General features: G+C 42.0%; 15 protein-coding genes, 4 tRNA genes and 3 rRNA genes. 19 read left to right on the top strand and 3 right to left on the bottom strand.

The window, feature by feature from the left end; translation table 11 throughout:
• Positions 1-21 precede the first annotated feature (21 nt).
• Positions 22-684, bottom strand: a complete 663-nt coding sequence (locus tag LMOATCC19117_RS13325; protein WP_003730782.1) for an MgtC/SapB family protein — start codon at positions 682-684, stop codon at positions 22-24.
• Positions 685-814: 130 nt separating this feature from the next.
• On the opposite strand from LMOATCC19117_RS13325, the gene LMOATCC19117_RS13320 reads away from it, so the two are divergent.
• The 6 genes from LMOATCC19117_RS13320 to rpsI all read left to right on the top strand — a co-directional run bounded on the left by LMOATCC19117_RS13320 (position 815) and on the right by rpsI (position 5,094).
• Positions 815-1,654: an energy-coupling factor ABC transporter ATP-binding protein gene (locus LMOATCC19117_RS13320; RefSeq protein WP_003740302.1), complete on the top strand. Its 840-nt coding sequence runs from the start codon at positions 815-817 to the stop codon at positions 1,652-1,654.
• Positions 1,630-2,496 carry an energy-coupling factor ABC transporter ATP-binding protein gene (locus LMOATCC19117_RS13315; protein WP_003726078.1) on the top strand — a complete coding sequence of 289 codons (867 nt, stop codon included), beginning with the start codon at positions 1,630-1,632 and terminating at the stop codon, positions 2,494-2,496. The genes LMOATCC19117_RS13320 and LMOATCC19117_RS13315 overlap by 25 nt, the downstream gene beginning before the upstream one ends.
• A gap of 2 nt (positions 2,497-2,498) precedes the next feature.
• The gene (locus LMOATCC19117_RS13310) at positions 2,499-3,296 is read left to right on the top strand and encodes an energy-coupling factor transporter transmembrane component T family protein (protein WP_003733614.1); all 798 of its coding nucleotides are present in this window, start codon (positions 2,499-2,501) and stop codon (positions 3,294-3,296) included.
• A gap of 5 nt (positions 3,297-3,301) precedes the next feature.
• Positions 3,302-4,048, top strand: a complete 747-nt coding sequence (gene truA / locus LMOATCC19117_RS13305; RefSeq protein ID WP_003734247.1) for a tRNA pseudouridine(38-40) synthase TruA — start codon at positions 3,302-3,304, stop codon at positions 4,046-4,048.
• A gap of 194 nt (positions 4,049-4,242) precedes the next feature.
• Positions 4,243-4,680, top strand: coding sequence for a 50S ribosomal protein L13 (rplM, locus tag LMOATCC19117_RS13300; protein ID WP_003720909.1), 438 nt, complete (start codon positions 4,243-4,245; stop codon positions 4,678-4,680).
• A 21-nt stretch (positions 4,681-4,701) separates the two neighbouring features.
• Positions 4,702-5,094 (top strand): 30S ribosomal protein S9, encoded by a 393-nt coding sequence (rpsI, locus tag LMOATCC19117_RS13295; RefSeq protein ID WP_003726075.1) that lies wholly within the window; start codon positions 4,702-4,704, stop codon positions 5,092-5,094.
• 140 nt (positions 5,095-5,234) lie between these two features.
• Here the strand turns inward: rpsI and LMOATCC19117_RS13290 are convergent, their stop codons facing one another.
• The gene (locus tag LMOATCC19117_RS13290; protein ID WP_003734940.1) at positions 5,235-6,104 is read right to left on the bottom strand and encodes a DUF4969 domain-containing protein; all 870 of its coding nucleotides are present in this window, start codon (positions 6,102-6,104) and stop codon (positions 5,235-5,237) included.
• Between the two features lie 120 nt (positions 6,105-6,224).
• Between LMOATCC19117_RS13290 and LMOATCC19117_RS13285 the strand changes: the two genes are divergently transcribed.
• The 3 genes from LMOATCC19117_RS13285 to LMOATCC19117_RS13275 all read left to right on the top strand — a co-directional run bounded on the left by LMOATCC19117_RS13285 (position 6,225) and on the right by LMOATCC19117_RS13275 (position 7,968).
• Positions 6,225-6,551: a hypothetical protein gene (locus LMOATCC19117_RS13285; protein ID WP_003734939.1), complete on the top strand. Its 327-nt coding sequence runs from the start codon at positions 6,225-6,227 to the stop codon at positions 6,549-6,551.
• A 121-nt stretch (positions 6,552-6,672) separates the two neighbouring features.
• Entirely contained in the window at positions 6,673-7,095 is a 423-nt protein-coding gene (locus LMOATCC19117_RS13280) for a MerR family transcriptional regulator (protein WP_003734937.1), read from the top strand.
• Between the two features lie 21 nt (positions 7,096-7,116).
• On the top strand, positions 7,117-7,968 hold the full coding sequence (locus tag LMOATCC19117_RS13275) for an aldo/keto reductase (RefSeq protein WP_003730792.1): 852 nt from the start codon (positions 7,117-7,119) through the stop codon (positions 7,966-7,968).
• A gap of 40 nt (positions 7,969-8,008) precedes the next feature.
• On the opposite strand, the gene LMOATCC19117_RS13270 is transcribed toward LMOATCC19117_RS13275, so the two are convergent.
• Positions 8,009-9,535: a GW domain-containing glycosaminoglycan-binding protein gene (locus LMOATCC19117_RS13270; protein ID WP_003734936.1), complete on the bottom strand. Its 1,527-nt coding sequence runs from the start codon at positions 9,533-9,535 to the stop codon at positions 8,009-8,011.
• 268 nt (positions 9,536-9,803) lie between these two features.
• Between LMOATCC19117_RS13270 and LMOATCC19117_RS13265 the strand changes: the two genes are divergently transcribed.
• The 10 genes from LMOATCC19117_RS13265 to mdrT all read left to right on the top strand — a co-directional run bounded on the left by LMOATCC19117_RS13265 (position 9,804) and on the right by mdrT (position 19,093).
• Positions 9,804-10,832, top strand: a complete 1,029-nt coding sequence (locus LMOATCC19117_RS13265; protein WP_003726820.1) for an Mrp/NBP35 family ATP-binding protein — start codon at positions 9,804-9,806, stop codon at positions 10,830-10,832.
• A 283-nt stretch (positions 10,833-11,115) separates the two neighbouring features.
• A 16S ribosomal RNA gene (locus tag LMOATCC19117_RS13260) occupies positions 11,116-12,665 on the top strand.
• Positions 12,666-12,794: 129 nt separating this feature from the next.
• A tRNA-Ile gene (locus LMOATCC19117_RS13255) sits at positions 12,795-12,868 on the top strand.
• Positions 12,869-12,914: 46 nt separating this feature from the next.
• Positions 12,915-12,990: transfer RNA gene (locus LMOATCC19117_RS13250), tRNA-Ala, on the top strand.
• Between the two features lie 172 nt (positions 12,991-13,162).
• A 23S ribosomal RNA gene (locus LMOATCC19117_RS13245) occupies positions 13,163-16,094 on the top strand.
• 78 nt (positions 16,095-16,172) lie between these two features.
• A 5S ribosomal RNA gene (gene rrf / locus LMOATCC19117_RS13240) occupies positions 16,173-16,288 on the top strand.
• Together the 16S, 23S and 5S rRNA genes with 4 tRNA genes alongside form the textbook arrangement of a ribosomal RNA operon.
• A gap of 10 nt (positions 16,289-16,298) precedes the next feature.
• A tRNA-Asn gene (locus LMOATCC19117_RS13235) sits at positions 16,299-16,374 on the top strand.
• 24 nt (positions 16,375-16,398) lie between these two features.
• Positions 16,399-16,471: transfer RNA gene (locus LMOATCC19117_RS13230), tRNA-Thr, on the top strand.
• 152 nt (positions 16,472-16,623) lie between these two features.
• Entirely contained in the window at positions 16,624-17,511 is an 888-nt protein-coding gene (brtA, locus tag LMOATCC19117_RS13225) for a bile-regulated transcriptional regulator BrtA (RefSeq protein ID WP_003728385.1), read from the top strand.
• A 100-nt stretch (positions 17,512-17,611) separates the two neighbouring features.
• Positions 17,612-19,093, top strand: a complete 1,482-nt coding sequence (mdrT, locus tag LMOATCC19117_RS13220; protein ID WP_003728386.1) for a cholic acid efflux MFS transporter MdrT — start codon at positions 17,612-17,614, stop codon at positions 19,091-19,093.
• Positions 19,094-19,128: the final 35 nt, after the last annotated feature.

The raw sequence follows: 19,128 nt of genomic DNA, 5'->3' as shown, positions 1-19,128 counted from the left end.
CAAACAGTAGAAAGCAATTCTTTATTCCATTTTTTCAACGGTTACATTGGGAAGAGTTTGTATAAAGTGAAATAGTTCGTATTCATCGTTCTTATTCTTTGTTTTTACAACAATATTCACGCGAATAAAAAGACTTTCTCCGATAAGTTCTTTTTCACTTGAGTACGAAACGATTTGTTGTTTGTTTTGTTGGATCTTGTCCGTGACCTTCACTAGATTTTCTTGTTTGTCGGTTGAATAGATAATTGCAGTTGTATGAAAGGCAAATGATTTGAAAACGATACTCAAGAATTCTAATCCGATTAAGGTAAGTAAAGTAGCGGCAATTCCAACCCAGTACATACCTGCACCAATAGCAAGGCCAATGCCAGCTGTGGCCCAAAGTCCGGCTGCTGTTGTTAGACCGCGAACAAATTTCTTTTGAATAATAATCGTACCCGCGCCAATAAAGCCAATCCCGCTTACCACTTGAGCAGCGACACGACTTGGGTCAAACGATACATTTTGCATGGTGGCAATTTCGGAAAAACCATATTGAGAAACAATCATAATTAATGCGCTACCGAGCGAAACAAGAAAATGTGTCCGGAATCCAGCTTCTTTCGCTCTGATTTCTCGGTCAAGTCCAATAATTGCTCCAAGGAGACCCGCAACAACAAGCCGTAAAATAAAATCTACTAACATAGTTATCACATCCTTAACGTTAATATATTCCCTTTGGCATTAAACCAAAACAATCAAAAAGGAAATTTTGCGCCGGATGGATGTTTATACTATAATAAACAATGAATGGTCAAAAAGTGAGGTGTTAAGCGTGGCAGAAAGTTTTGTGAGATTAGAGCACGTTTTTTATAAATATGAGGATACGGAAAAATATGCAGTGAAAGATGTATCTATTTCTGCTCAAAAAGGGGAATGGGTTGCACTTGTTGGTCATAATGGTTCAGGTAAATCTACCATTGCGAAATTACTCAACGGATTGCTTTTTCCAGAAGATGGTTTAATCAAAATCGGACACTTTGTTTTGTCTGAAAAAAATATATGGGACATTAGACGACAAGTAGGAATGGTTTTTCAAAATCCAGATAACCAATTTGTTGGAGCTACAGTGCAAGACGATGTCGCGTTTGGACTTGAGAATCACGGGGTTCCGCACGATACAATGGTGGAACGCGTCGAGTCAGCTTTGAATGAGGTTGGGATGCAAAGTTATGCACTACATGAACCAGCTAGACTTTCTGGTGGGCAAAAACAACGGGTAGCAATTGCTGGGGTTTTGGCGCTGCAACCAGATGTCATTATTTTGGACGAAGCGACTTCTATGCTTGATCCAAGAGGGCGCGCCGAAGTAATGGAAACTATTCGGATTATGCGTGAACAAGAAGACATTACCGTTATTTCGATTACACATGATTTGGATGAAGTTCTTTTTGCGGATCGAGTAATTGTTATGAATAACGGAGAAGTCCACAGTGAAGGCACACCGCAAGAAATTTTCGAGCAAGCAGATGCAATGCGCGAAATTGGCTTAGGTGTTCCATTTATTATTGAATTACAAGAAAAATTAGTTGCAGGTGGCTTTGAAACTGGAAGCACCGTGCTATCGGAAGGAGCATTACTAGATCAATTATGGAAATTAAACTCGAACAACTAGGTTATTGTTATCAAAAAAATAGCCCTTTTGAAAAGCGAGCATTACTTGATGTGAATGTTTCTTTTGATTCTGGTAGCTATTCTGCAATTATTGGTCATACTGGCTCAGGGAAATCAACTTTGCTGCAACACTTAAACGCTCTTTTAATGCCAACAGAAGGTAAAATCACAGTTGGTGATCGAGAAATCGTTGCTGGCGTAAAGCAAAAGAAACTACGTGATTTACGTAAGAAAGTCGGGATTGTGTTCCAATTTCCAGAAGCACAACTTTTTGAAGAAACGGTCGAAAAGGATATTTGTTTTGGACCGATGAACTTTGGAGTTTCCGAGGAAGATGCAAAACTACGCGCTAAAAAAGTGATTTATGAAGTGGGACTGACCGAGGAAATTTTGTCACGTTCGCCGTTTGAACTTTCTGGTGGGCAAATGCGCCGGGTTGCGATTGCTGGTGTTTTAGCGATGGACCCAGAAGTGCTTGTGTTAGATGAGCCAACAGCGGGACTAGATCCTCATGGCCGCGAGGAAATCATGGAAATGTTCTACAATCTTCATAAAGAAAAAGGGCTTACGACAGTACTTGTAACACACAGTATGGAAGATGCTGCTCGTTATGCGGAAAAGATTGTCTTGATGAAAGCTGGGACGGTTCTTCAAATCGGTACGCCACGTGAAGTTTTCGCGAAGCCAGACGAACTGGTTGATCTTGGGTTATCTGTACCGGATGTGGTGAGATTCCAAGGACTTTTTGAGCGCAAATTTGATGTGAAATTAACAAAAACTTGTTTAACCATTGATGAATTAACAACCGAAATGGCGCCTTATTTAGCGAAGGGCGGGGCATAATTATGATGGATAAAATGATTCTCGGACGTTATATTCCGGGAAACTCTTGGTTGCATCGAATTGACCCACGTGCGAAAATCACTGCTGTTATGGCGTTTATCGCGATTGTCTTTTTAGCGAACAATTGGCTGACCTATGCGCTTATGTTTGCGTATGTTTTGTATTTAGTCTTAACTTCGAAAGTGCCATTTTTATTTTTTATTAAAGGGTTACAACCGATTTTCTGGCTTATTTTAATTACGCTATTACTTCAAGTCTTTTTTACAAAAGGCGGGACAGTTTTAGTCGATTTAGGACTTTTACAAATAACGACACTCGGACTGACAAATGGAGCGATGATGTTTTGTCGCTTTGTTCTCATTATTTTTATGACAACACTTTTAACATTAACGACAAGCCCGATTGAACTAACAGACGGACTGGAGAAAATTTTAGCGCCGTTTCGTTTAGTGCATTTACCAGTACATGAACTTGCTTTGATGCTGAGTATTTCTTTGCGCTTTATTCCAACATTGATGGATGAAACGGAGAAAATTTTAAAAGCGCAAAAAGCTCGTGGCGTTGAATTTACGAGTGGAAAATGGAGTGATCGGATTAAAGCGATTATTCCGTTGCTTGTGCCACTTTTTATTAGTGCGTTTAAACGTGCGGAAGATTTAGCGATTGCAATGGAAGCACGCGGTTATCGTGGTGGTAAAGGGAGAACGAGATTCCGTTTACTACGCTGGCGATTTGCAGATACGTTGCTACTGATTTCGTTAGTAGTGTTAAGTGGATTATTATTTTGGTTGCGGAGTTGAAATAAATGACGAGATATAAAGCGATAATTTCTTATGATGGTAGCGGGTTTTATGGCTATCAGGTGCAGCCGAATACACGGACGGTCCAAGCGGAAATTGAAAAAGCACTGACAAAAATGCATAAAGGCAAAACTGTGAGGATTAAAGCATCAGGAAGAACAGATACTGGTGTTCATGCGAAAGGTCAGGTTATTCATTTCGATTCGGAACTTGATATCACTGCCGAAAAATTTCAAAAAGCTTTGCAAGTCATGACTCCGTTCGATATTAGCTTTTTAACAGTGGAAGAAGTACCAGACGATTTCCACGCTAGATTTGGCACAGTTGGAAAAGAATATCGTTATGTGGTAAAGCGGACGAAAATTTTTGATCCTTTTAGTCGGAATTTTGCGCTACATTATCCATATGAACTGGACATTTCAAAAATGAAATTGGCAAGTAAACGCCTGATTGGCGAGCATGATTTTACAAGTTTCTGTTCGGCGAGAACGGAGCGTGATTCTAAAGTCCGAACGCTTTATAGTATTGATTTTTATGAAGAGGACGACGAGACGTTAGTGATTGCTTTTCAAGGGAATGGCTTTTTGTATAATATGGTGCGAATTTTGACGGGAACTTTGCTCGATGCAGGGCAAGATCGAATCTCTCCGGATGATATTAGTGAGGCTTTATTAGCACGTGACCGGCAAAAATTAATTAGTAAAACTGCGCCGCCACAAGGGTTATATTTATGGCGAGTGGACTATGAATAAAAATTGGATGTTTTTTTGCAGAACGCATTGACTTTTTGCTCCAAAAACTGTATTATGGACTATGGTATTGTTTGCCCCACAATAAGCCCCGGAAGGTTGTTGTGTTTAAACAATAAAAATATAGAATAGCATTTCGGGAATTAGGAACAGTTTTCGGGAGCTAATTTGTTTCAATTTATTTAGGAGGGTAATTCATGCGTACAACTTATATGGCGAAACCCGGCGAAGTAGAACGTAAATGGTACGTTATCGACGCTACTGGTGTTTCTTTAGGACGTTTATCCAGTGAAGTTGCTTCAATTCTTCGCGGAAAAAACAAACCACAATTTACTCCACATATCGACACTGGAGACTTTGTAATCATCATCAACGCTGGTAAGATTGGTCTTACTGGTAAAAAAGCTACTGACAAAATTTACTACCGTCACTCTCAATATCCAGGCGGTTTGAAATCTCGTACTGCAGGCGAAATGCGTACAAACAATCCTGAGAAATTATTAGAACTATCTATCAAAGGTATGCTTCCAAAAAATTCTCTTGGACGTCAATTATTCAAAAAATTACACGTATATGGTGGAGCTGAGCACGAACACGCAGCTCAACAACCAGAAGTATACGAATTACGCGGTTAATTAATAAAGGAGGAATACTAAGTGGCTCAAGTACAATATTACGGAACTGGTCGTCGTAAAAGCTCTGTAGCTCGCGTACGTTTAGTACCAGGCGACGGCAAAATCGTTATTAACAATAGAGACTGGGAAGATTACATCCCATTTGCAGCTCTTCGTGAAGTTATCAAACAACCTTTAGTAGCTACAGAAACTTTAGGTAACTATGATGTACTAGTAAACGTTCACGGTGGTGGTTACACTGGTCAAGCCGGTGCTATCCGTCATGGTGTAGCTCGTGCACTATTACAAGTGGCTCCTGAGTACCGCCCAGCACTTAAATCTGCTGGCCTACTTACTCGTGACCCACGTATGAAAGAACGTAAAAAATACGGACTTAAAGGCGCGCGTCGTGCACCTCAGTTCTCAAAACGTTAATATGTCGTTTCAAAGCACCAGCTTTTGCTGGTGCTTTTTTTGTTTAGTTGAGTTAAATAAAAAACAAAAAAGCCCTTAAGGACTTTTTTGTAATAGTATATTTTTAATTAAAAGTTGTATAACTTAAAGGTTTTTTCTAGTCACATTGCTTGTGTAACATAAACCGCAATAACATAACCTTCATCGTTTAACATATAATCTACTGTATATGTTTTATTTATAGATGGAGATTCATAAACAAAGGATTCATCAGAAACAGTTTGTATAAGAGTGGCATCGGATTCCATATAACCTCTTGCTAATTCTGTTAAATGATTTTTATCTAAATCTTTTCGAATTGTACTTTCATCGCCTAATTGTATAAGCACTTGAAAAATTTCATCGTTTTCTACTGTAGAATAGAGTACATCAAGTTCTTCATCTTTATAAAATGCATCTCCCTCTTTTGTTAAAGTATCTTTGCTGGCTAAAGTGCCATATACAGTATCATCGGAAGGCGTGTTTTCATCAGTCGTTGCAGCTTTTGCAGCGGCTGCTTCTTCTTCTTGTTTTGCTTTTTCCTCCGCTTCTTTACGTTCCTTTTCAGCTTTCGCGGCTTCTTCTTTTTGTATTGTCTCTTGTTTTGCCATGTTGTCGTTATATGATTTTGAATTGTTAGTAATAGTTATAGTGTACTTTTCATCTTTATAATTTTTTCTGACCGCTAGAAGTTTGACATCAACTTCTGCAACATTATCGTTAGTTAAACTGTAAGTATAAGTAAATCTCCCGCTGTCATCTTTTTTTACGGCTTTACCATCAATGGTTAATTTGGATTTAGGATCTACAGTTCCCTCTATAGTTGCTTCACCATTTTCATCGGTTGGTAAAATAGGGTCGTCAACGGTAAGTTCAATTTCTTTCGTACTTTTCTCCCCACTTTCTTCATTGTCTTCAGAACTCCCACATGCTACTGTCAAAAAACTGAAAAACATTAAAATACTTACCAACAATAAACCTCTTTTTTTCATCTTCTCCGGCTCCTTTTGTGATTAGATATAAATATACAGAACAGCTATTATAACATGAATAACCTTGCTTTTTTTAAAATGTGCCATATATGATCATTTGTTAATTCAATCATTTTTATTTTGTGCGCATTACTTTCCATAACAGCATGCTCAAACACCGAAAACCAAACACAAGCCACCGAAGCTACCGGCGCAATAGAACAAGTAGAAACGGATGCAATTCTAATTAATAATTTCAAAGAAAAAAAGGATAAGTATAATCCGGAAACCGCAATACGCTTTGACATCGTAGATAAATATTACGACGAAACGGGAAATAAAATAACCGACCTAAACAAAAACGATGACGTAAAAATCATTTTAACTAACGACTTCCAAATCCAAGAAACCAATCCAGCCCAAATAGACCCAAAATACATACAAAAAATCATCCTGCTAAACAAATAAAACTCTCTCGCCCACAGAGAGTTTTTTCTTTTCTCAAAAAAATAAACTCAAATTCCTTGCCTTGGTGTGAACTCCAGGGTTTATAATTCTATATGTAAAGAACGAAACGAGGTGATGGAGGATGAATATCAAACAAGCGGCTGATATGTTTGGTTTAACAGTAGATACGTTGCGTTATTATGAGCGGGTCGGTGTTATTCCGCCAGTCCATCGTAACGAAAGTGGTTACCGGGACTATAAAACGAGTGACTTGAACTGGGTTTATCTCGTGAAGAATTTACGGAATGCGGGATTATCGGTAGAATCGTTAATTGAGTTTGCGACACTTGCGCAGCTCAGAGAGACGCAAAATGTCGAAGCGGCGCAAAAACAAGTACTGGTTGACCAACTAAAAGAATTAGACGAAAAATTAGCCGAGATGAAGAAGGTCAGAGAACTACTCGTGTACAAAATCGATTCGTACGATAGTCACATTGCGCAGTTTAAAGCTGGCGAATTAAATGCAGATAATGTAGAAAAATTATGGGAACGGGACAAATTTTAAAGATAAGAGGAGGATTTTCAAATGAAAACAGTGAAATTAAACAATGGTGTAGAAGTACCTATTTTAGGATTTGGGACATATCAAATTACAGATGCTGCTGAAGCGGAACAAGCAGTAAAAGATGCGATTAAAACGGGCTATCGTCACATTGATACGGCGCAAAGTTATATGAATGAAGAAGCTGTAGGTCGCGGAATTGTGGCATCCGGCGTCGATCGCAAAGAACTATTCATTACGACAAAAATATGGGTGGAAAATGTAAGTTATAAAGGTGTTATGAGCTCATTTGACCGGTCGTTAAAACGTTTAGGGTTGGATTACATTGATTTGCTGCTAATTCATCAACCTTTCAACGATGTATACGGGGCATGGATAGCGATGGAGGAATTACAAGCATCAGGAAAAATTAGAGCAATTGGCGTATCGAATTTTAGCCCGGATCGCGTAATTGACCTAGCTGCGTTCAATGAAGTAACTCCGCAAGTCAACCAAATTGAAGTTAATCCTTTCCAACAACAGGCAGCGAATCTAGCTGTTTTAAGAAAAGAAGGGGTTGCAATAGAAGCATGGGCACCGTTTGCGGAAGGGAAAAATGATATTTTTAATAACCCAGTTTTAACGAAAATTGGTGCGAAATATGGAAAATCGGCCGCTCAAGTAATTTTGCGTTGGCTAGTAGAGCAAGATATTATCGTCTTAGCTAAATCTGTAAAACCAGAAAGAATGGCGCAAAATCTGGCTATATTTGATTTTGAATTGACGGAGGCAGATAAGGGAGAAATTGCCAGCCTAGATCAAGGGGAAAGCCAGTTCTTCTCACATGCGGATCCAGAAATGGTGAAATGGATGGCTAGTCGCAAACTGAATGTATAAACGAAAAAAGGTTCTGCGTAAATGCAGAACCTTTTTTTATTTAACTATTGATGTCGATAGCTTTAATCCATCCTAGTGAATTTTGTCTGTCTTTAAGATGCAACCAATCTTCACCAAGAATGGTTGCTGTTTTATCCACTGCTAATAATTTTCCATAATAGAAGCCCACTGCTTTTGGGTTAGTACTTGTTGATTCTACAGGTTTGTTATAAAGTTTTGCTGTTGGGTCTTTCACGTAAGCGACTTGTTTTACTGGTTCTTCTTTAGCGGGAGTATAAAATACATTTAAGTCTTTTTCGCTAGCCCATCCAACAAGTTTTCCATCTACTTTAAACTGATACCAAAGTGTATTTCCGGCTTTAGCTCGAGTCACTAGTTCTAGTTTTTCGTTATCATAATCTGCAAGTGGTGCTAATTTTTCTGCGTTTTTTGTGTTGAATGGTGCAGTCCATACGTTATCAGTTGCAGATTTACTTACTAGAGCATAGCCATCGTAAGAAGTTTGTTCTGTGATGCGATCATAAAGGCGATCATTCAATTTATCTGCGCGAACCCAGCCGATTACTTTCTCGCCTTCTGAAATTCGGAACCAAGCATAGCCGCCGCGAGTGATTTTTTTATCTACTTCAAGGGCTTTTCTATCGTATTTTGCGATAGTTCCATTATCGAATTGTTTTTCAGGGCTTGGTAGACGATATACATGTGCGCTTAAATCATCTACATATTTGGTTAAATGAACATTTTCATCTTCTTTTTGATGATAGCTGATTTTTAAGGCATTACTATTTATCCAACCAATATCTTTGTTGTTCTCGCGAATAAAGTACCATAGACCTTTTTCTGTTTTAGCTTCCCAGGAAATTTCTAAGTTACGCCCTAAGTAATTTTCGAGGGTCCCGATTTTATTAGCATTTTCTGTATTGTACGGTGCCGACCAAATAACCTCTTGTTCTTTATTTTCAGCTACTGTTCCAATTGCTGCTAAGGATTGATTAGACTCGATTTTATCGTAAATGACATCGTATTTATCTAAGTTGTAACGTTCAATAATTGCTACTAGTTTAGAAACGTAATCTGGATCAGTCGCATAACCACCGTCTTTAATAGCTTGCAGTGCTTTGCGGTAGTTCGTTTCACCGACAGCGTCTTGATAGCGCGCATTTTCAGTAATCAAAGCTGTGTGGTCTTCAATGGATTCTTTCCAACTAGGGTAAACGCGGAAATTAGCGGTGGTTGAGCCGGATGCTTCCATTGTCCCCATGGAGACAGACTTACCTTTATACGTTCCTTTAATTCCGAATAAGTTATTAGAGTTCTGGCTTAGACCACTTTCACCCCAATTTGATTCTAAAATTGCTTGAGCGAGCGTTACACTTGTAAGCAATTTACCATCGCGATATCCATCCTGAGCCGCTGGTAAAATTTCATCAATGAAAGCTTGTTGTGAAGTAGTCAGATTAACTTGAGCTGTTCTGCTACCTCCTGTTTCTGCTCCAACATTTATGGAAACTACCAAAAATGCCACAATTAGCAGAATTATCCCTGGTTTTATAAACTTTCTATCCAAATTTCAATGCACTCCTTTTTATATATCTGCAACTATATTATCAAAAAATGCCAAAAAATTTCTATTACATTTCTATGACGAAAAACAATAACTACGCCAAACCTATTGGGACGTAAGGACTAAAGCTGGAAATGTTAAATATGTAAAATTTGTGAAATTTTCTTCAACAAACTTTTGTACCGAAAAGACAAGCAATATGTGAAATAATAAAACGGTCATGCTATAATAATCAGTATGTCAGCGCATTCATTTTTGGAGGTTTTTATATATGTTAAACGAACAACAAATTACTAGATTGCTATATAGATTGCAAGATCCTGTTTTAGAGGCAAGCTTAGAAGAAACAGAAGGTGTTTTAGAAGTGCAAGTGCTTGAAGAAACAGCAAACATCAAAATCGCATTAGCTGATCCAGCAGTAGAAACGGATCATTTTGTTCATAATATAGAAGAACTTCTCACCCAATTCGGCGTAAATGAAATAAATATTGAGCTAGAATACCTACCCGCAGCAGTTATTGACCGCATTTTCCAAGCAAGAGATAACATACTCTCAGAAGCTAGTGAAACGAAATTCTTAGCAATAGCGAGTGGTAAAGGTGGCGTCGGGAAATCAACTGTCTCTGCGAATCTTGCAATCGCCTTAGCACAACAAGGCAAAAAAGTAGGATTATTAGACGCGGATATATATGGATTCAGTATTCCTGTACTGCTAGGAACAACCGAATCCCCCCGCAAAGAAAATGGCCAAATCATCCCAGTCGAAACACACGGCATTCAAATGATTTCTATGGATTTTTTTGTGGAACAAGGAGAACCAGTTATCTGGCGCGGACCAATGCTAGGGAAAATGATTAAAATGTTTTTAGAAGAAGTAAGATGGGGAAAACTAGACTATTTACTTATCGATTTACCACCTGGAACTGGAGATGTTGCGCTAGATATCCATACGCTTATCCCGAAATGCAATGAACTTATTGTTACAACACCACATTATGCAGCCGCGTCAGTCGCATCTCGAGCAGGATATATGGCAGCAAAAAACAATCACAAAATCATCGGTGTAATCGAAAATATGTCTTATCTTACTTTAGCTGATGGACAAGTATTAAAAGTATTCGGACAAGGCGGCGGCGAAAAAGTTGCTGCAGACTTAGAAACACAACTTTTAATTCAACTGCCAATAGAACAACCAGAACCAAATGGAAATGGCTATGTATCAGCCCTTTTCAACTCTTCAAGCACTTCAGGAAAAGCATATAAAACCCTAGCAGAGAAAATAATTCCATATTTATCATAAAAACTTTGTAAAAAGTATTGACGAAAGGCAAAAATCTTGGTATATTTATAAACGTTGCTGATGCGGACAAAACGCTTTCGCAACAAAAGAAATTGACCTTTGAAAACTGAACAAAGAAGAAGACGAAAAGCAATGAGACGTAAAGTCTCACTGGTAATCGCAGGGCAGAAAACAGAAAGCTGTTTTCAACAAAACAAACTAGTAATTTAATTGCTAGCGAAGTCAATTTGACGCAAGGAATCTTATTCACGGTGTTGAATAAGTATTCAAATTCAATTTATATTTTAAAGAGAGTTTGATCCTGGCTCAGGACGAACGCTGGCGGCGTGCCTAATACATGCAAGTCGAACGAACGGAGGAAGAGCTTGCTCTTCCAATGTTAGTGGCGGACGGGTGAGTAACACGTGGGCAACCTGCCTGTAAGTTGGGGATAACTCCGGGAAACCGGGGCTAATACCGAATGATAAAGTGTGGCGCATGCCACGCTTTTGAAAGATGGTTTCGGCTATCGCTTACAGATGGGCCCGCGGTGCATTAGCTAGTTGGTAGGGTAATGGCCTACCAAGGCAACGATGCATAGCCGACCTGAGAGGGTGATCGGCCACACTGGGACTGAGACACGGCCCAGACTCCTACGGGAGGCAGCAGTAGGGAATCTTCCGCAATGGACGAAAGTCTGACGGAGCAACGCCGCGTGTATGAAGAAGGTTTTCGGATCGTAAAGTACTGTTGTTAGAGAAGAACAAGGATAAGAGTAACTGCTTGTCCCTTGACGGTATCTAACCAGAAAGCCACGGCTAACTACGTGCCAGCAGCCGCGGTAATACGTAGGTGGCAAGCGTTGTCCGGATTTATTGGGCGTAAAGCGCGCGCAGGCGGTCTTTTAAGTCTGATGTGAAAGCCCCCGGCTTAACCGGGGAGGGTCATTGGAAACTGGAAGACTGGAGTGCAGAAGAGGAGAGTGGAATTCCACGTGTAGCGGTGAAATGCGTAGATATGTGGAGGAACACCAGTGGCGAAGGCGACTCTCTGGTCTGTAACTGACGCTGAGGCGCGAAAGCGTGGGGAGCAAACAGGATTAGATACCCTGGTAGTCCACGCCGTAAACGATGAGTGCTAAGTGTTAGGGGGTTTCCGCCCCTTAGTGCTGCAGCTAACGCATTAAGCACTCCGCCTGGGGAGTACGACCGCAAGGTTGAAACTCAAAGGAATTGACGGGGGCCCGCACAAGCGGTGGAGCATGTGGTTTAATTCGAAGCAACGCGAAGAACCTTACCAGGTCTTGACATCCTTTGACCACTCTGGAGACAGAGCTTTCCCTTCGGGGACAAAGTGACAGGTGGTGCATGGTTGTCGTCAGCTCGTGTCGTGAGATGTTGGGTTAAGTCCCGCAACGAGCGCAACCCTTGATTTTAGTTGCCAGCATTTAGTTGGGCACTCTAAAGTGACTGCCGGTGCAAGCCGGAGGAAGGTGGGGATGACGTCACATCATCATGCCCCTTATGACCTGGGCTACACACGTGCTACAATGGATAGTACAAAGGGTCGCGAAGCCGCGAGGTGGAGCTAATCCCATAAAACTATTCTCAGTTCGGATTGTAGGCTGCAACTCGCCTACATGAAGCCGGAATCGCTAGTAATCGTGGATCAGCATGCCACGGTGAATACGTTCCCGGGCCTTGTACACACCGCCCGTCACACCACGAGAGTTTGTAACACCCGAAGTCGGTAGGGTAACCTTTATGGAGCCAGCCGCCGAAGGTGGGACAGATAATTGGGGTGAAGTCGTAACAAGGTAGCCGTATCGGAAGGTGCGGCTGGATCACCTCCTTTCTAAGGAAAAGGAAACCTGTGAGTTTTCGTTCTTCTCTATTTGTTCAGTTTTGAGAGGTTACTCTCTTTTATGTCAGATAAAGTATGCAAGGCACTATGCTTGAAGCATCGCGCCACTACATTTTTGACGGGCCTATAGCTCAGCTGGTTAGAGCGCACGCCTGATAAGCGTGAGGTCGATGGTTCGAGTCCATTTAGGCCCACTTTTTCTTTCTGACATAAGAAATACAAATAATCATACCCTTTTACGGGGCCTTAGCTCAGCTGGGAGAGCGCCTGCTTTGCACGCAGGAGGTCAGCGGTTCGATCCCGCTAGGCTCCACCAAAATTGTTCTTTGAAAACTAGATAAGAAAGTTAGTAAAGTTAGCATAGATAATTTATTATTTATGACACAAGTAACCGAGAATCATCTGAAAGTGAATCTTTCATCTGATTGGAAGTATCATCGCTGATACGGAAAATCAGAAAAACAACCTTTACTTCGTAGAAGTAAATTGGTTAAGTTAGAAAGGGCGCACGGTGGATGCCTTGGCACTAGGAGCCGAAGAAGGACGGGACTAACACCGATATGCTTTGGGGAGCTGTACGTAAGCGTTGATCCAGAGATTTCCGAATGGGGGAACCCACTATCTTTAGTCGGATAGTATCCTTACGTGAATACATAGCGTGAGGAAGGCAGACCCAGGGAACTGAAACATCTAAGTACCTGGAGGAAGAGAAAGAAAAATCGATTTCCTGAGTAGCGGCGAGCGAAACGGAAAGAGCCCAAACCAAGAAGCTTGCTTCTTGGGGTTGTAGGACACTCTATACGGAGTTACAAAAGAAAGTTATAAATGAAGCGGTCTGGAAAGGCCCGCCAAAGACGGTAACAGCCCGGTAGTTGAAATGGCTTTCCCTCCAGAGTGGATCCTGAGTACGGCGGAACACGTGAAATTCCGTCGGAATCCGGGAGGACCATCTCCCAAGGCTAAATACTCCCTAGTGACCGATAGTGAACCAGTACCGTGAGGGAAAGGTGAAAAGCACCCCGGAAGGGGAGTGAAACAGTTCCTGAAACCGTGTGCCTACAAGTAGTTAGAGCCCGTTAATGGGTGATAGCGTGCCTTTTGTAGAATGAACCGGCGAGTTACGATTTGTTGCAAGGTTAAGCGGAAAAAGCGGAGCCGTAGCGAAAGCGAGTCTGAATAGGGCGCATAAGTAACAGGTCGTAGACCCGAAACCAGGTGATCTACCCATGTCCAGGATGAAGGTAAGGTAATACTTACTGGAGGTCCGAACCCACGCACGTTGAAAAGTGCGGGGATGAGGTGTGGGTAGCGGAGAAATTCCAATCGAACTTGGAGATAGCTGGTTCTCTCCGAAATAGCTTTAGGGCTAGCCTCGAGGTAAAGAGTCATGGAGGTAGAGCACTGTTTGGACTAGGGGCCCTTCTCGGGTTACCGAATTCAGATAAACTCCGAATGCCATGTACTTATACTCGGGAGTCAGACTGCGAGTGATAAGATCCGTAGTCGAAAGGGAAACAGCCCAGACCACCAGTTAAGGTCCCCAAATATATGTTAAGTGGAAAAGGATGTGGGGTTGCTTAGACAACCAGGATGTTGGCTTAGAAGCAGCCACCATTGAAAGAGTGCGTAATAGCTCACTGGTCGAGTGACCCCGCGCCGAAAATGTACCGGGGCTAAACATATTACCGAAACTGTGGATGAACCTCTTTAGAGGTTCGTGGTAGGAGAGCGTTCTAAGGGCGGTGAAGTCAGACCGGAAGGACTGGTGGAGCGCTTAGAAGTGAGAATGCCGGTATGAGTAGCGAAAGAAGGGTGAGAATCCCTTCCACCGAATATCTAAGGTTTCCTGAGGAAGGCTCGTCCGCTCAGGGTTAGTCGGGACCTAAGCCGAGGCCGATAGGCGTAGGCGATGGACAACAGGTAGAGATTCCTGTACCAGTGCTAATTGTTTAACCGATGGGGTGACACAGAAGGATAGGGAATCGCACGAATGGAAATGTGCGTCCAAGCAGTGAGTGTGAGAAGTAGGCAAATCCGCTTCTCGCGAAGCATGAGCTGTGATGGGGAAGGAAATTAAGTACGGAAGTTCCTGATTTCACGCTGTCAAGAAAAGCCTCTAGGAAGAGTAGTACTGCCCGTACCGCAAACCGACACAGGTAGATGAGGAGAGAATCCTAAGGTGAGCGAGAGAACTCTCGTTAAGGAACTCGGCAAAATGACCCCGTAACTTCGGGAGAAGGGGTGCTCTATTAGGGTGCAAGCCCGAGAGAGCCGCAGTGAATAGGCCCAGGCGACTGTTTAGCAAAAACACAGGTCTCTGCAAAACCGTAAGGTGACGTATAGGGGCTGACGCCTGCCCGGTGCTGGAAGGTTAAGAGGAGTGCTTAGCTTCGGCGAAGGTACGAATTGAAGCCCCAGTAAACGGCGGCCGTAACTATAACGGTCCTAAGGTAGCGAAATTCCTTGTCGGGTAAGTTCCGACCCGCACGAAAGGCGCAACGATCTGGGCACTGTCTCAACGAGAGACTCGGTGAAATTATAGTACCTGTGAAGATGCAGGTTACCCGCGACAGGACGGAAAGACCCCGTGGAGCTTTACTGCAACCTGATATGGAATGTTTGTACCGCTTGTACAGGATAGGTAGGAGCCGAAGAGACGTGTGCGCTAGCATACGAGGAGGCAATGGTGGGATACTACCCTGGCTGTATGACCATTCTAACCCGCCACGCTTAGCGCGTGGGGAGACAGTGTCAGGTGGGCAGTTTGACTGGGGCGGTCGCCTCCTAAAGAGTAACGGAGGCGCCCAAAGGTTCCCTCAGAATGGATGGAAATCATTCGCAGAGTGTAAAGGCACAAGGGAGCTTGACTGCGAGACTGACAAGTCGAGCAGGGACGAAAGTCGGGCTTAGTGATCCGGTGGTTCCGCATGGAAGGGCCATCGCTCAACGGATAAAAGCTACCCCGGGGATAACAGGCTTATCTCCCCCAAGAGTCCACATCGACGGGGAGGTTTGGCACCTCGATGTCGGCTCGTCGCATCCTGGGGCTGTAGTCGGTCCCAAGGGTTGGGCTGTTCGCCCATTAAAGCGGCACGCGAGCTGGGTTCAGAACGTCGTGAGACAGTTCGGTCCCTATCCGTCGCGGGCGCAGGAAATTTGAGAGGAGCTGTCCTTAGTACGAGAGGACCGGGATGGACACACCGCTGGTGTACCAGTTGTTCCGCCAGGAGCATCGCTGGGTAGCTATGTGTGGCAGGGATAAACGCTGAAAGCATCTAAGCGTGAAGCCCCCCTCAAGATGAGATTTCCCATTTCTTCGGAAAGTAAGATCCCTGAAAGATGATCAGGTAGATAGGTTTGGGGTGGAAGTGTAGCGATACATGGAGCGGACAAATACTAATCGATCGAGGACTTAACCAAAAAATGAAACGAAGTTACCTAACTGAACCCTTTCTTCTCTAGTTTTGAGAGAGCAATCTTTCAACAACTTAAATATTGTCTGGTAGTTATGGCGAGAAGGTCACACCCGTTCCCATCCCGAACACGGTAGTTAAGCTTCTCTGCGCCAATGGTAGTTGGGGGCTTCCCCCTGCGAGAGTAGGTCGCTGCCGGGCAATTTATTATTCCACAGTAGCTCAGTTGGTAGAGCAATCGGCTGTTAACCGATCGGTCGCAGGTTCGAGTCCTGCCTGTGGAGCCATTTTTTTATTTGAAAGGCTTTGCTGCCGCTTTAGCTCAGTTGGTAGAGCACTTCCATGGTAAGGAAGGGGTCGTCGGTTCAAATCCGACAAGTGGCTTAAATAATATATGGATAATTTGTATGTTTCGCTAGTATGCGAGGCTTTTTTTATTGTTTAAAAGAATAATGATATTTATTATGGATATCTTGAATAGGTAGTATAAATCGATTATACTATGGGTATAATAACAGAACGGGTGGGGTGTTTTTTTGAAGGAGAAGAAGCAGCGGATTATTAAGTCGGCTAAAGAGGTGTTTCAAAAACAAGGGTATTTGAAGACGTCTGTACAAGATATGGTTGATGCAGCTGGGATTTCTAAAGGGACTTTTTATAATTATTTTACTTCGAAAGAGGAACTGGCAATTGTGATTTTTAAGCAGGAGTATTCTGTATTGCATCAGCGTTTGGAGTATACGATGGGGCTAGATGGGACGAAGAAGGATAATTTTACGGAGTGCTTGAAAATTATTATTCATTTTTATACGGAAAATGGGGAGATCTTGAATATTACGTTTTCTCAGACGATGATTGATGATGATTTTAATGCGTTCTTGCAGAATGTGCGACTTAAGAATATGGAATGGGTTAAAAATCAGTTGTTAGAGGTTTATGGGAAGGAAACGGAGCCTTATATAAATGATATTACGATGTTGCTTAGCGGGATGGCGGCAATGTATGTCTTTGCTAGTGGTAGCAAGAATGTTGATTCAGGATTGATTGAGCGGGCTATTCCTTATGTGGTGAGAAGGCTTGATGCACTTGTGAAGGATATTTTGGAGAGCGGAGAGATTGTGTTTACGGAAGCGGACACAGAAAATCTGGTGCCGGATCAAACTATGATTAGAAAGAAAAGACTAGCTAAACTGCGGGGCGCGCTGGAGGAGTTAAATGTCGGGATTGAAAATGCGGATATTGATGACTCGGATAAATGGCAGTATAAGGAATCCATGAACGCGCTTGTTGGGGAGATTAACAATAATGAGGCGCCTAGAGATTTCATGGTTCAAGGAACATTGTTGTATCTTAAACAACATGTACCAGCAAGTTTGACCAAAGAGGTAAATAAATTAGAAGCTTGTGTGAACGGGCTTTTATAATAATTAGACTGACCAGTCACTTTTTGTTGACTTGTTGGTCTTTTTTTATTATACTTCTATTATTCATCTGGAAATTTCCACATGGGAAGGGGTATTAATTTTGAATAGTACAGCAGTAGAACGGCCCGTTGATGTTAACGGGAAATCTTATAGTAGAAGTTTATTAGTAGTTACAATGATTATTGGGGCGTTTGTGGCGATCTTGAATCAGACGTTACTAGCGACGGCACTGCCGATGATTATGGATGATTTGCATATTACAGCAGCAACAGGGCAATGGTTGACGACGGCTTTCTTGCTAACAAATGGGATTATGATTCCGATTACGGCACTTTTAATTGAAAAAATTAGTTCAAAAACTTTATTTATTACAGCGATGACTGTATTTACAATTGGTACCATTATTGCGTCAGTGGCGGGTTCTTTCCCGGTACTACTTACTGGTCGTATCGTTCAAGCAGCTGGTGCGGGGATTATGATGCCGTTGCTTCAAACAATCTTCTTGCTGATTTTCCCTCGTGAAAAACGTGGGGCAGCGATGGGGCTGATGGGACTTGTTATTGCGTTTGCTCCAGCAATTGGGCCAACTTTGTCTGGTTGGATTGTGGATTCATATGATTGGCGCGTATTATTCCTTATTTTAATTCCAATCGCGGTTATCGATATAATTCTAGCGTTCTTTGGAATGAAAAAAGTAGTAAAATTAACTGATACAAAAATCGATTTTCTTTCCATTGTAATGTCTTCAATTGGTTTTGGTTCACTCCTTTATGGATTTAGTTCAGCAGGTAATGATGGTTGGGGAGATGCAACGGTTATCACGATGTTGATTGTTGGTGTCGTTGTTATTGCATTATTTGTTTGGCGCCAACTAGTTATTGATAATCCAATGCTTGAACTACATGTGTTTAAATATCCAGTATTTTCATTGTCTGTTATTCTTGGTTCGATTGTAACGATGGCAATGATTGGTGCGGAAATTGTATTGCCTTTATATATTCAAACAATTCGCGGGGAGTCGGCGCTTCAATCAGGTCTGTTATTACTTCCGGGTGCGATTATTATGGGGATAATGAGTCCAATTACGGGTATTATTTTCGATAAAATTGGGGCGAAATGGTTGACGATTACCGGGGTTACCATTTTGACTATCGGTACAATTCCATTTATGTTCTTAACGATGGATACGCCGCTTTGGTATATTGTTGTATTTTATGCTGTGAGGTTCTTCGGGATTTCAATGGCGATGATGCCAGTTTCGACAGCGGGTATGAATGCACTTCCTAACCATTTGATTAACCACGGTTCGGCGGTAAATAATACGATTCGACAAATTGCTGGTTCGATTGGGACGGCGGTACTTATTACAGTGCTAACGAATGTAACGAAAGATAATATGCCAGGTAAAGCGCTTATGGCAACGGATCCGGCTAGTTTTGCTCAAAAAGCGCAAGATGCTAGCTTGGACGGAATGCGTGCGGCGTTTATGGTTGCAGCGATTTTTGCGGCTATTGGGATGATCTTAAGTTTATTCCTGAAAACCAAAAAACAAGAGCCAATCGTCAAAGAATATACGAAATAAAAAAATGAAACAGGGTCAAACTTCCAATTTGGATG

The sequence above is a fragment of the Listeria monocytogenes ATCC 19117 genome (assembly GCF_000307025.1).
Taxonomy (GTDB): domain Bacteria; phylum Bacillota; class Bacilli; order Lactobacillales; family Listeriaceae; genus Listeria; species Listeria monocytogenes_B.
The sequence above is the reverse complement of the archived record's forward strand: the minus strand, read 5'-3'. Positions and strand labels throughout refer to the sequence as shown.

Excerpts from the sequence above, each read along its gene's own strand:
- LMOATCC19117_RS13310 (WP_003733614.1), top strand. The coding sequence starts at position 2,499 with ATGATGGATAAAATGATTCTCGGACGTTATATTCCGGGAAACTCTTGG.
- LMOATCC19117_RS13265 (WP_003726820.1), top strand. The coding sequence starts at position 9,804 with ATGTTAAACGAACAACAAATTACTAGATTGCTATATAGATTGCAAGAT.
- truA (WP_003734247.1), top strand. The coding sequence starts at position 3,302 with ATGACGAGATATAAAGCGATAATTTCTTATGATGGTAGCGGGTTTTAT.
- LMOATCC19117_RS13325 (WP_003730782.1), bottom strand. The coding sequence starts at position 684 with ATGTTAGTAGATTTTATTTTACGGCTTGTTGTTGCGGGTCTCCTTGGA.
- LMOATCC19117_RS13315 (WP_003726078.1), top strand. The coding sequence starts at position 1,630 with ATGGAAATTAAACTCGAACAACTAGGTTATTGTTATCAAAAAAATAGC.
- rplM (WP_003720909.1), top strand. The coding sequence starts at position 4,243 with ATGCGTACAACTTATATGGCGAAACCCGGCGAAGTAGAACGTAAATGG.
- LMOATCC19117_RS13275 (WP_003730792.1), top strand. The coding sequence starts at position 7,117 with ATGAAAACAGTGAAATTAAACAATGGTGTAGAAGTACCTATTTTAGGA.
- LMOATCC19117_RS13280 (WP_003734937.1), top strand. The coding sequence starts at position 6,673 with ATGAATATCAAACAAGCGGCTGATATGTTTGGTTTAACAGTAGATACG.
- LMOATCC19117_RS13290 (WP_003734940.1), bottom strand. The coding sequence starts at position 6,104 with ATGAAAAAAAGAGGTTTATTGTTGGTAAGTATTTTAATGTTTTTCAGT.